The 11,334-nt window shown below is 71.2% G+C and carries 18 protein-coding genes; 5 read left to right on the top strand and 13 right to left on the bottom strand.

Features of this window, described 5'->3' with window-relative positions:
• From E1267_RS24480 to E1267_RS24465, 4 genes are all read left to right on the top strand, one after another.
• A partial coding sequence (locus E1267_RS24480) for a hypothetical protein (protein WP_220449654.1) occupies positions 1-208 on the top strand: 208 nt, incomplete at its 5' end.
• A gap of 5 nt (positions 209-213) precedes the next feature.
• The gene (locus E1267_RS24475) at positions 214-972 is read left to right on the top strand and encodes a class F sortase (protein WP_132335322.1); all 759 of its coding nucleotides are present in this window, start codon (positions 214-216) and stop codon (positions 970-972) included.
• Positions 973-996: 24 nt separating this feature from the next.
• Positions 997-1,650, top strand: coding sequence for a hypothetical protein (locus E1267_RS24470; RefSeq protein WP_132335320.1), 654 nt, complete (start codon positions 997-999; stop codon positions 1,648-1,650).
• A 68-nt stretch (positions 1,651-1,718) separates the two neighbouring features.
• Positions 1,719-2,864, top strand: a complete 1,146-nt coding sequence (locus E1267_RS24465) for an acetyl-CoA C-acetyltransferase (protein WP_132335318.1) — start codon at positions 1,719-1,721, stop codon at positions 2,862-2,864.
• 84 nt (positions 2,865-2,948) lie between these two features.
• Here E1267_RS24465 and E1267_RS47370 read toward each other — a convergent pair whose 3' ends face one another.
• The 13 genes from E1267_RS47370 to E1267_RS24405 form a co-directional block, all read right to left on the bottom strand.
• On the bottom strand, positions 2,949-3,071 hold the full coding sequence (locus tag E1267_RS47370; RefSeq protein WP_281283696.1) for a hypothetical protein: 123 nt from the start codon (positions 3,069-3,071) through the stop codon (positions 2,949-2,951).
• A gap of 181 nt (positions 3,072-3,252) precedes the next feature.
• Complete coding sequence (locus tag E1267_RS24460) at positions 3,253-3,570, bottom strand: gas vesicle protein K (RefSeq protein ID WP_132335316.1); 318 nt, start codon at positions 3,568-3,570, stop codon at positions 3,253-3,255.
• Positions 3,560-3,763 (bottom strand): gas vesicle protein, encoded by a 204-nt coding sequence (locus E1267_RS24455; protein ID WP_132335314.1) that lies wholly within the window; start codon positions 3,761-3,763, stop codon positions 3,560-3,562. Before E1267_RS24455 ends, E1267_RS24460 begins: the two co-directional genes overlap by 11 nt.
• Complete coding sequence (locus E1267_RS24450; protein ID WP_132335312.1) at positions 3,760-4,542, bottom strand: GvpL/GvpF family gas vesicle protein; 783 nt, start codon at positions 4,540-4,542, stop codon at positions 3,760-3,762. Before E1267_RS24450 ends, E1267_RS24455 begins: the two co-directional genes overlap by 4 nt.
• Positions 4,532-4,948: a gas vesicle protein GvpJ gene (gvpJ, locus tag E1267_RS24445; protein ID WP_132335310.1), complete on the bottom strand. Its 417-nt coding sequence runs from the start codon at positions 4,946-4,948 to the stop codon at positions 4,532-4,534. The genes E1267_RS24450 and gvpJ (E1267_RS24445) overlap by 11 nt, the downstream gene beginning before the upstream one ends.
• Positions 4,945-5,328: a gas vesicle protein GvpO gene (gene gvpO, locus E1267_RS24440; RefSeq protein ID WP_132335308.1), complete on the bottom strand. Its 384-nt coding sequence runs from the start codon at positions 5,326-5,328 to the stop codon at positions 4,945-4,947. The genes gvpJ (E1267_RS24445) and gvpO overlap by 4 nt, the downstream gene beginning before the upstream one ends.
• Positions 5,329-5,332: 4 nt before the next feature.
• Positions 5,333-5,572 (bottom strand): gas vesicle protein GvpG, encoded by a 240-nt coding sequence (locus tag E1267_RS24435; protein WP_132335306.1) that lies wholly within the window; start codon positions 5,570-5,572, stop codon positions 5,333-5,335.
• A complete protein-coding gene (locus tag E1267_RS24430; RefSeq protein WP_132335304.1) occupies positions 5,572-6,387 on the bottom strand; it encodes a GvpL/GvpF family gas vesicle protein in 816 nt (271 codons plus the stop codon). The genes E1267_RS24435 and E1267_RS24430 overlap by 1 nt, the downstream gene beginning before the upstream one ends.
• A gap of 1 nt (position 6,388) precedes the next feature.
• Entirely contained in the window at positions 6,389-6,796 is a 408-nt protein-coding gene (gvpJ, locus tag E1267_RS24425; RefSeq protein ID WP_132335302.1) for a gas vesicle protein GvpJ, read from the bottom strand.
• A gap of 36 nt (positions 6,797-6,832) precedes the next feature.
• On the bottom strand, positions 6,833-8,008 hold the full coding sequence (locus E1267_RS24420; protein WP_132335336.1) for an SRPBCC family protein: 1,176 nt from the start codon (positions 8,006-8,008) through the stop codon (positions 6,833-6,835).
• A gap of 5 nt (positions 8,009-8,013) precedes the next feature.
• On the bottom strand, positions 8,014-8,640 hold the full coding sequence (locus E1267_RS24415; protein ID WP_132335300.1) for a hypothetical protein: 627 nt from the start codon (positions 8,638-8,640) through the stop codon (positions 8,014-8,016).
• 179 nt (positions 8,641-8,819) lie between these two features.
• The gene (locus E1267_RS24410) at positions 8,820-9,506 is read right to left on the bottom strand and encodes a response regulator (protein ID WP_132335298.1); all 687 of its coding nucleotides are present in this window, start codon (positions 9,504-9,506) and stop codon (positions 8,820-8,822) included.
• Entirely contained in the window at positions 9,503-10,642 is a 1,140-nt protein-coding gene (locus tag E1267_RS24405) for a sensor histidine kinase (RefSeq protein WP_132335296.1), read from the bottom strand. Before E1267_RS24405 ends, E1267_RS24410 begins: the two co-directional genes overlap by 4 nt.
• 158 nt (positions 10,643-10,800) lie before the next feature.
• Here E1267_RS24405 and E1267_RS24400 point away from each other — a divergent pair, with 158 nt between their 5' ends.
• Entirely contained in the window at positions 10,801-11,292 is a 492-nt protein-coding gene (locus tag E1267_RS24400) for a hypothetical protein (RefSeq protein ID WP_132335294.1), read from the top strand.
• Positions 11,293-11,334: the final 42 nt, after the last annotated feature.

Raw genomic sequence — 11,334 nt, 5'->3', positions numbered from 1 at the left:
GACCAGCACCCACACGGTGACCATCACGCCGTCGTCGGAGGACGAGCCCACCAGGAAGTCCGAGACGCCCAAGGCCGGAGCCGACACCGGTGCCGGTGGCACCATGGGCCCCGACGGCCGGCTGTTCATCCTCACGGGTGGCGCGCTGATCGTCGCCGCCGCCGGAGGCGGGCTTCTCATGCGTCGCCGTAACGCGGCCCGGGACTGACGGAGATGTCCGGCTACTACCCGTACGGTGGCGGCGCTCCCGTACCCCCTCCTGAGGACAAAGGGGGGGCGGCGCTCAGGACGGTGCTGATCGTGGCGGCCATCGCCGGTGTGGTGACCGTGGTGGCCGGGCTGCTGATCGTGTTCAGGTCGCCCGACGAGTACGGCCTGGCCGCCAACCGGGACACCCTGGCCCTGGAGGCGCAGCCGAAGCCGTCGGGGCAGTCGGAGCAGGCGTTGTTCCAGGGCGGCCCCGATGTGCCGCCGCCGCTGCCGCAGATCAAGGCGGCCCCTCCCATGTTGCCGTCCACCCCCATGCGGCTCGTGATCAGGCGGCTGGGGGTCAACGCGCCGATCAGGTCGGTGGGTCTGGCCAGGAACGGCACGATCCAGGTTCCGCCGCCGGACAACGCCAACCTGGTCGGGTGGTACCGCAACATGTCGACGCCGGGCGAGGCGGGGCCGGCCGTGCTGCTGGGGCACAAGGACACCAAGACGAGGCCTGCCGTGTTCAACCGGCTGCCGGAGCTCAAGCACGGCGACACCATCGAGGTCAAGCGCCAGGACAAGACCACGGCGGTGTTCACGGTCGGCGGTGTGGAGCAGGCGAGCAAGAAGACGTTCCCGACCCAGCGGGTCTACGGGAACCAGGAGAACGCCCAACTGCACCTGATCACCTGCGGCGGCACCTATGATCGTCGCACCGGGCACTACACCGACAACGTCATCGTCTATGCGACGATGACGAGCTCCTATCGAAGCTGAGCGCGGAGGCTGGGCATGGGCTGGATGGCGAAGCGACGACTGCGTACAGGCCCCACGGCGGTGCTGCCCACCAAACCCGACCCGGCGAAGCTGCTGCGGATCGTCCAGCTGGCCGATCCGGGCGCGCGCCAGGACGGCGACGACATCGTGGCGACCGACGTGCGGGTGTGCGCGCCGGTCGAGGCGGCGGCCGAGCTGACTGGCGGGGTGCTGGAGAAGGCGTGGGCGGTGCGGGTGGTGGCCGAGGGTCCGCTGCCGATCGACTTCTTCGACCGCTACCTCGCCGAGGGGCTGGCCTTCCGGCTGAAGGGGCTGGCGGTGTGCAGGGGCGAGGTGAGCGATCCGGCCGACGAGGCGGAGGGCGGCCCCGCCGTCATCCTCCCCGTACGCCCGGAGACCGACGAGCTGGCCCCGTTCCTGGAGCAGGATGACGAGGAGTTCACGTTCACGGCGGGCGAGGTCAAGGCCGGGCTGGTGCCGCAGAAGGGTTCCCCGCCGGCGGCGGCGGAGTTGCTGCCGTTCGCGACCGAGCTGACGGCGATCGAGTTGCGCGGCGAGGAGCCGGAGAAGCTGGGCGCGCTCGCCCTGCAACTGTCCGAGGCGCTGAACGGGCTGGCGGTCGACCGGTGGCGGTTCAGGATCGACGCCGCGGAGGACCTCGTACCGCCCGCGGAATGAGCCCAGAACGTCGTTCTGTTGTAATGTGCACCTAGTAACCGAATATTGCTCGGTTTCCAGGAGGCACTGTGGCAGAGGCGTACATCGTCGGGGCGGTCCGCACCCCGGTCGGCAAGAAGAAGGGCGGCCTGTCCACCGTCCATCCCACTGATCTGGCCGCGCACACGCTGAAGGCGCTGATCGAGCGCACCGGCGTCGACCCTGCCGCGGTCGAGGACGTCATCATGGGGTGCGTCATGCAGTTCGGCCCCCAGAGCATGGACATCGCGCGCAACGCCTGGTTGTCGGCGGGCCTGCCGGAGACCACCGCCGGGGTCACGATCGACCGGCAGTGCGGCTCCTCGCAGCAGTCGATCCACTTCGCCGCGCAGGGCGTCCTGTCCGGTACGCAGGACCTCGTCGTGGCGGCCGGCGTCGAATCGATGAGCATCGTGCCCATGGGCGCCTCGATCACGGCCGCGCTGGAGAAGGGCATGCCGTTCCCGTTCGGCGAGATGTGGGTCGGGCGCTACGGCAAGCAGGAGATCTCGCAGTTCCGCGGCGCGGAGCTGATGTGCGAGAAGTGGGGCTACACGCGCGAGGTCCTGGAGCAGTACGCGTTCGAGTCGCACCAGCGCGCCGCCAAGGCCATCGCCAACGGCTACTTCAGGGACCAGATCGCCCCCGTCAACGGCGTGGAGGACGACGAGGGCCCCCGGGCCGACACCACCCTGGAGAAGATGGCCGGGCTGAAGACGCTGAAGGAGGGCGGCCAGATCACCGCCGCCACTTCCTCGCAGATCTCCGACGGCTCGGGCGCGGTGCTGATCGCCTCCGAGCAGGCGGTCAGGGAGCACGGCCTGACCCCGCGCGCCCGCATCCACCAGCTCGCGCTCATGGGCGACGACCCGGTCTACATGCTGACCGCACCGATCCCCGCCACGCAGCGGGCACTGAAGAAGGCCGGCATGTCGATCGGCGACATCGACGTCGTGGAGATCAACGAGGCCTTCGCGCCGGTGCCGCTGGCGTGGATGCAGGAACTCGACGCCGACCCGGCCAAGGTCAACCCCAACGGCGGCGCCATCGCGCTCGGCCACCCACTGGGCGGCACGGGCGCGATCCTCATGACCAAGCTCCTGCACGAGCTGGAGCGTACGGGCGGCCGCTACGGTCTGCAGACGATGTGCGAGGGCGGCGGCCAGGCCAACGTCACCATCATCGAACGCCTCTGAGCGAAGACGGCGCGAGCGCCGCCTCCAGGCGTACGGGGGAGGCGGCGCTCGCTCTTCACTACCATCTCTGGTAGTTGTCCTCGGTCAGCGGCCCTTCGACGGCACACGCCTCGGCGGCGCGATCGGGCGCTGCGGCATCTTCGGCATCTGCCGGGGCATGGGCAGCTGGGGCCGGCCCTTCTTCTTGTTGCTTGCGCGAACTCGCATAAGTTAGCTCCTTTACGTGACTCTCGACGCGGCTCGGAGGCCGGTCGGCAAGCTCAGCTGCCGCGTCTGACGGACTGGCGGTCATGGCTGGCTGCGCACGGGCCGTGGGAGGCCCGGCGAATTACAGGTAAAGGCGCATGCCCATGAAGTTAGAGGGCCGCCGGTGGCTCGCGCAACCGGATTAATCCTTGGGCAGGAGGCTGCCGAGGGGGCCCAGGTCGAGGTTCAGGTCCGACGGCTCCAGGCCGAACCGGTCGCAGAGCTCCTCCATGGCCTCCTCCAGCCGCATCAGCGTCATGCCGAGCTGCTCGATCTGCTCGTCGGACAGGTCGCCCTGCTCCATCCTCCGTACGGACTGCCGCTCCACGAGCTGGCGCAGCAGCTCGACCAGCGTGAGCACGAGCCGGGACAGGTCACGTTCCACCGCCTCCGCGTCGGTGTCGATCCGCAGCCGCGGCTTCCTGGCCTGGCGGGCCGGCTCCACGGGGTCACTCGTCATCGCGGATCGAGGTGATCAGGGCGTGGATGGAGATGCGTACGAGGTCGATGTCGGCGATCGACAGAACGAGGTCGCCGCTCACCACGACGCCCCCGGCGAGCAGCCGGTCGAGCAGATCCACCAGCGCCACCCGCTCGGCGGGCAGCCGTCCTTCCTCGGCGAGCAGGGCCCCACGGGGCTCCTCGTACGTCATGGTTCACCCGCTTCGTCCAGCGTGGCGAACGAGTACGGTGCCCACGGGCCGGTCAGCTCCAGCTCCCCGCCCTCGCGGCGCAGCTCGTCGACGGCCCGTACGAACTCCGCGTGCCGTTCCTCGTCGACCAGGTAGGCGCCGTTGAGGACCATCCACTCCTTGCGCCCGGACAGTTGCGGGTCCTGGGCCCGGTGGCGGCGCCCGGCGACCGCGACGGAGGCCAGCCGTTCGTGAACCTGCTCGGCGCGTACGCTCGCCCGCCGCCACGCCTCCTCCCTGCTGCGCAGCCCCGCCTGGCGTTTGCGCAGGTACGCCGCTCCCGGGCCGGTCGCCGCGCCGGCACGGTCCTGGGCGGCGGCGGGTTCGGCCTGCTCCGCCGGGTCGGCGTAGACCTTCACGCCCCACTCCTGGCGGCCGGTGATGCGTTCGAGCGCCTGGCGGAAGGCGTCGTGCCGGTCCTCCAGCAGGCCGGCGACCTGCTCGTCGCCGCTGTAGACGGTGACGAGCCGCACAGGTACGGCGGGCACGGCCGACGCCACCGCCTCGACCACGTGGTGGTGCGCTCTGGCCGTCTCGTCGAGCCAGTCCAGGTCCTCCATGGACCGCTGGAGCGGCTCCTCCCCGAACTGGGACAGCGGCACGGTGCTCACGTACGCGACCAGCCCGGCACGGGCGACCGCCCGCACCGGTGTGCCCGCCACCCCCGTCAGGCCGTCGGGGGAGGGGGCGCCGGAGTCGCGCGCGACCACGTAGAGGTACGTGCCTGCCTCACCCGTCATCTCGTCTCCTTCCCGCACGCCGCCGCGGCGCGGGCTCGACGTCGTCGTCCTCCTCCTCGACGTGCCCCTCGATGGAGGGAGGGGCGGAGCGGCCCTCCTCCAGGGCTGCCAGCCTCCTGCGCAGCCGGCGGTTCTCCTCCTCCAGGCCGCGGTCCTTTCCCGTCAGCCACGGGTCGTGCTCCCACCAGTCGATGCCCATCTCCTTGGCGGTGTCGACCGAGGCGACGACCAGCCGCAACTTGATCGTCAGCAGTTCGATGTCGAGGAGGTTGACCCGGATGTCGCCCGCGATGATGACACCTCGGTCGAGCACCCGCTCCAGGATGTCGCCCAGGTTGGCCGGCTCGCGCCCGCCGCCCGTCGAGGACGGGTAGGCGCGTCCCGCCGGTCGTGCCGGCTCCATCATCCGCCCTCCCCCTGGTCGCCGCTGCCCCGCCGGTAGCGGCGCAGCCTCCGGTACGAGCGCAGCTCGCCCTCGCCGTCCAGCTCGACCTGGTAGAGCGCGAGTACGTCACCCGAGGACGGGATGCGGCGGTCCTCCACCACTTCCACGTTCACCACCCAGCCGTCGCCCTCCGGCTTCACCAGCGTGATCCCCTCGGACTGCCTGCCGGTCAGCTCGACGATGTGTCGTTGCCCGGTCGCGCCCGCGGAGCCGGCCGACAGGCCGCTCGCGCGGGAGCGCGGAGTCTCCTCGTCCTCGGGGCGCTGGTCCTCGACGGGCTCGCCGGGTTCGGCGTCCTGCTCGGCAGGGCGCCGTGGGCGGACCCTTCGCTGGGCGGGCACACGATCACCTTCCTTCCCCGGGTACGCCGGTGAGCCTGGCGAGGATCTCCTCCATGGCCTGGGCGGCCTCCTCCTCCGTCATGCGGCCCTCGTTCCTTGCCTCCTCGACCGCTTCGAGCTCCCGCCGCACCACCGCCGGGTCGTGCAGCTCCCGCTCGACCTGCTCCTGGATCAGCTCACCCAACCGGACCACGCCGCGCACCGGCGCGAGCGGCCAGGTGAACAACGAGCTGATGAGCCCCATCAGCCGTCACCGGCGCCCTGCGCCACGATGAAGTCGTACGCCGCCATCGGCCCGAGCAGGCGCAGCTCGACCCGGCCTGCCCAGCGCTGCGCGATCTTGTCCAGAACCTGCTCCAGCTCGTCCTGCCGGTCCGTCTCGACGAGGACCGCCAGGTGCACGGCGTCCAGCTCGTGGCTGGGGTCGCGCAGCGAGGTGAACTCCGAGACGGGCGTGACCGCGTCGAGCGCCGCCTGTGTGTCGGCCTCCCGCTTGGCGTTGATCGCCTGGTCGACGATCTCGCCGATCTGGATCCGCGCGTCCCTGGTCACCTCCTCGGGCTGGTCCCTGATCTGCTCGCGCAGCTGCGCCAGCTGAGGGTGCTCGTCCATGATCTCGGTGAGTATGGCCCGCTCGACGTAGCGGCCCTTGATGACGTACTCCGCCCGCCCTTCCAGCTCTTCGAGCGCCGCCTGGAACTCGTCGTGGTGCGGCGCGAGCAGTTCCTCCACGACCGCCTCCGGGCCGGTCACGACCGCGCCGAAGCGTATGGGCAGCACCGGCACCTCGGCGGCGGCGGCGTCCAGCAGCCCTTCGTGGGCCATGAGGTCCTCGGGCGTGCCCAGCGGCCGGTCCAGCCGGAGTTCGCTGACCAGCGCGGCGATGTCGCCGTGCCGGACCACCGCCACCTCCGCGGACGGGCCGCCGACCCCATGGGCGTCGCCGGTCTCCTCGACGTCCGCGGGGACGATGCCGTAGACGTACGTTCCGACGCGCGGGTCGCTCCGCTGCCCGTCCTCTGACCGCTGGTGCCGGTCGGTCGCCTCGGATGTCGACATGTCAGCCACCACCCTTCCGCCGCCGGGCGGGTTGCCGTTCCTGATCTTCCTCTGACCCTCCGACCAGGCCCTCCAGCTTGTCGGCCGCGGATTCGAGCACGCCCTCGACGGCGTTCTTGCCCTTGTCGGCGACCATGCCCTGCTTCATGTTCTGCATGAGCTCGGGTAGTCCCTGGCCGCCGGACTCCGACAGATCGAGCCGGTTCACCGCCTCGGCATAGCGCAGATAGGTGTCGACGCTGGCGACGACGATCCGCGCGTCGATGGTCAGCAACTCGATGCCGACCAGCGAGACCCTGACGTAGGCGTCGATGACCAGTCCCTTGTCGAGGATGCTGTCGATCACGTCGGCCAGGCCTGTCGCGGTGGGGCGTTGCGCCACTCCGCCTGAGGCCGGCTGCACTGTCATATCCGGCTCCTTACGGTTCTCGGATGGGGGGACGGCTCAGCCGCCGCTGCGGCTCGCCGCCCTGCGGCGTACGGGAGCCCGCCGGGCGCGGGGGCGCTCCTCTTCCTCGGGCTCCTCTTCAGGCTCTTCCTCGGGCTCCTCTTCCTCTTCTTCCTCCTCCTCCTCGTATTCGTCCTCGGGTTCGCCCTTCCCGGGCTCCTCCTCGTATTCGTCCTCGGGTTCGCCCTTCCCGGGCTCCTCCTCGTATTCGTCCTCGGGCTGCTCCTCCTCTTCCTGCTCGGCGGAGTCCTGTTCCTCCTGTACGGCCGTGTCGTGGTCCTTGACAACCTCGCCGTCGCGGATCTCGCCGCGCCAGCCGCCGTCGGCGATCTCGTCCGGGTGCAACATGACCTGGGTCATGACATGCCGGGCGAAGTGTTTGAGCTCCAGCCGGGCGCGGCGGCCCTGCGCACGCCAGAGGTTGCCGGTGCCCTCGAAGAAGCCCTGCGGGTGGTATTCGAGGACGACCATGATCCTGGTCAGGTCGGGGGTGAGCTCGTGGAAGCTCACCGCGCCGTCCACGTACCCCTTCGCGCCCTCCGAGCGCCAGATGATGCGCTCATCAGGAACCTGCTCGTGGATGGTGGACTTCCACTCGCGGTGTGACCAGAGGATCTGCGCCTTCCAGGTGAGCTTCTCGTCGGACTCCTGGTCGACCGACTCGACCTTCTTCATGAAGCTGGGGAAGTCTCCGAACTGCGTCCACTGGTTGTAGACCACCCGGATCGGGGCGCCGACGTCGATGGTCTCGACGATGTTGGTGACCTTGAGCTTCTTGCCGCCCTTGCCCTTGCCGCCCACCTTGCCCACGGCGCCTTTCAGCGCGCCCTTGGCCGCACCTGCCACAGCCGAACCGCCGATCGATGAGTCGTTGCCGGTGACCGCGCCGAGCAGATTGCCGCCGCTGCCCTCCGCGAAGTCGGACAGCCGCCCGGTCAGGCCCTCGACCTTGTTCGTCACGGACGACAGCGCGTAATGCGTTGCCGCCTGGCCGAGCTTGCGCAGCCCGGACTTGACCGGGTTGCCCCCGCCGCCCGCCTGCTCGCCGGCCTGCTTCGCCTTCTGCCCGGCCGCCTGCGCCGTCCTGCCCACGCGGCCTGCGCCCTCGCGCCCGGCCTTGCCTGCCTGGCCGGCTGCTCTGCGGATCGGTCCGCCCTTCGCCGCCTCGGTCATCGCGCTCACCCCGCCGTCCTCGTCACGGGCGAGGGACGCCTGCGGCCGGTGCCCGGCTTGCGGGCCTGCGTGCCCTGGTGGGAACGGGACGTCCGGGTGCGGCGCGGCTCGGGCTCCTCCGCCGGCTCGGACGTCTCCTCCGCGTCCTCGGGCTCGGCAGCCTCATCGACCGGTTCGGAACCCTCGTCCTGGTCCTCTTCCTGGGCGTCCTCGTCGTCCCTCTCGTCCTCGGAGTACTCGTCCTCCTCGTCCCCCTCCTCGTCCCCGGCGTACTCGTCCTCGGGCTCGCCGGGCTGGTCCCGCTCGTCGTTTTCGTCGCGTTCGTCGCTCTGGAGGGACTCGGTCCGCTCCTGGAGCTTCTCGGTGAGCGAGTTGATCTGCCGGGTGGCCGCGGCCATGACGGCGGCCTTGCCGACGTCCATGATCTGGCCGCGCAGCCGGCCGGTCAGTTCGTCGATCTCCGGAGATGACCCAAGGATCTTGCTTCCCTGCGCCAGCAGCCCGCCGCCGCCCTTGCGGTATTTGCCGGCGACGCTCGCCGCGGCGAGCATGGCGGCCATGCGCAGTTTGTGACGCCGGCCGAGGTAGTAACCCGCGGCGAGAGCCAGCGCCACTCTGGCCGTATCACTCATGGCGTGCGCTCCTTCGTGCTCGGGGAGACCGACACCTGGCCGGTTGATCCCCCCGTGCCCGAGGGAGGGATAAGGAAACGCATATACATATAAATCGGGCATTTATCGGCTTTAGGGCGCAGGTGTTATGGAGGAGGCGGCAGGTGGTCGCCGTGCCGGCCTCGTGGCGCTGGGGATGCTCAGGCTGAGCGCCCGCCGTCCCCTGCCCGCCGCCCGGGGGTGACCAGGCCCGACTCGTACGCGTACACGACGAGCTGGGCGCGATCGCGGGCGCCCAGTTTCGTCATGGCCCGGCTGACGTGGGTCTTCGCGGTGAGGTGGCTGATCGTCAGGTGATCGGCGATCTCCTCGTTCGACAGGCCGGCGGCGACCAGCGTCATGACCTCGCGCTCCCGCCCGGTGAGCGCGCCCAGTTCCGGCGGCGCGACCGGCCGGGGCGGCGTGGCGACGAACTGCTCGATCAGCCCGCGCGTCACGGCAGGGGCGAGCAGCGCGTCGCCCCTGGCGGCCACCCTGACGGCATGGATGAGCTCGGCGGGCTCGATGTCCTTGACCAGGAACCCGCCGGCGCCGGCCCGCAGTGCCGCGAAGACGTACTCGTCGACCGCGTAGTTGGTGAGGATCACCACGTGGACCGACGCGAGCGCGGGATCGGCGGCGATCCGCCGGGTGGCCGCGATGCCGTCCAGCAGGGGCATCCTGATGTCGATCAGCGCCACGTCGGGCAGCGCCTCACGCGTCCGCTCGACCGCCAGGCCGCCGTCTCCCGCCTCGGCGACCACCTCGATGTCGCGCTCGGCGTCGAGCATCGCCTTGAACCCGCCTCTGATCAGCGGCTGGTCGTCGGCGAGCAGCACGCGGATCACGCCGTACCCGCCAGCGGCAGCTCGGCCTCGACCCGGAAGCCGCCGTCCGGCCCGCGGCCCGCCGACAGGGACCCGCCGGCCGCGACCGCGCGTTCCCGCATGCCGATCAGCCCCATCCCGTGACCCGGCCTGTCGTCCACCGGCTCCCCGTCGTCCGTGACCCGGAGCGTGACCGTGTCGCCGTGATATTCGGCGGTCACGGTGGTGACGGGCGTGCCCGCGTGCTTGAGCACGTTGGTCAGCGCCTCCTGCACGATGCGGTACGCGGCCAGATCGGCCCCCTCGGCCGGCGGCCTGGGCTCGCCCAGCACCTCGTACGTGACGGGCAGCCCGGCCCGCCGCGCCCGTTCGACCAGCTCCGGCAGCCTGGCCAGCCCCGGATCGCCTCCGTCGTCGACCCGGCGCAGCACCCCCAGCGTGGCGCGCAGCTCCCGCATGGCCTCCTGGCTCGACGCCCTGATCGCCGCCAGCGCGTCGCCCGCCGGCGCGGGGTCGCCCTTGGCGAGCAGGTGCGAGGCGGCCCCGGTCTGGACGTTGATGACGGAGATGGTGTGCGTGAGCGTGTCGTGCAGTTCCTGCGCGATCCACAACCGTTCCTCGCCGGCCCGGCGCAGCGCCGCCTCCTCACGGGTCCGCTCCGCCTCGGCCGCCCGGAGCTCGACCTCCCGCAGATAGGCCCGGTGGGTCGCCACCATGTGCCCGATCACGACGACCGCGGCGAGGAACCCGGCGGTCCACCACACCCCGTCGAACACCGCGTACGCGCCGTGCGGCACCGCGACGGCGAGGTAGAGCGCCGCGTCGAAGGCGACCGCCACGACCACGCCCTCCGGCAGGCGGCCGAGCGCGACCACGGTGTAGACGGCCAGCAGCACGGGCGCGGCGGCGAAGATGCCCGGATAGAGCAGGGCGTAGTAGGTCACGCAGGCCGTCGCCGAAACCAGCGCCACGGGGATCGGGCGCGTGCGCCGCCAGGCCGGCGGCAGCGCGGCGGCCAGCAGCAGCGCGCAACCCAGCGGGTCGAGCGCCCGCTCCTCGCCGGTCCTGGCCACGGCCAGGCTGCCCGCGACGAGCCCGGCGGCGAGGGCGACGCAGGCCGCGGCGTCGGCCGCCGTGTCCGTCGTCCACCTGGTCATGCCGTCACGCTAGCCGAGCCTCGCGCGGCCGGCGGCCCGGCGTACTTCCCTCGTGGTACGCGCCCGCCGCGACCGGCGTGAAGCCTTCCCCCGCGGTAGGCCGAATGCCTTCCCCGGCAGGACGACCTCCCCGGCGCGCGCCGTCACCGTTGACAGGCATGACGAGAAACGTTCCCACGCCCTGGACCCGACGCCTGCAGCTCCTCACCGCCGCGGCGTCGGCCCTCTTCGCCGTGGGCACCGCGCTGCAGACCTTCCTGATCATCGACCTGGAGATGATCAGGCACAGCATGCGCCTGGCCGGGCTGAGCGCCGCGGAGGCGGCCGGCGCCGCCCCCGGCCTGCTGACGTTCCTGCGCGGGGTGGGGGTCGCGTTCATCGCCGGGAACGCGCTCGGCCTGCTGGCGCCGCGCGGCTGGACCTGGGTGTTCTGGGTGGTGCTCGCGGTGAACCTGGGTCAGGCCGCGGGGCCGTTCGGGATGATCCCGCCGGAGGTCTACGAGGCCAGCCTCGACCTGTACGGCCCGGCGGGGCTGCTGCCGACGGTGGTCACCGACGGCGGGGCGGCCATTCTCGTGATCGTGCTGCTGGTCTCCTTGGCGGTGTTCCGCCGCCCATGGGCGTGTTCGCCGTACGAAACAGGGCGATAGTCGCCTTCAAGCGGGCAGTACTTCTACCACAGGACGGCCCAA

Origin of the sequence: Nonomuraea longispora (assembly GCF_004348345.1) — a bacterium.
Lineage (GTDB): Bacteria > Actinomycetota > Actinomycetes > Streptosporangiales > Streptosporangiaceae > Nonomuraea > Nonomuraea longispora.
Note: the sequence above shows the minus strand (reverse complement) of the source record. Positions and strands in the feature narration are given on the sequence as shown.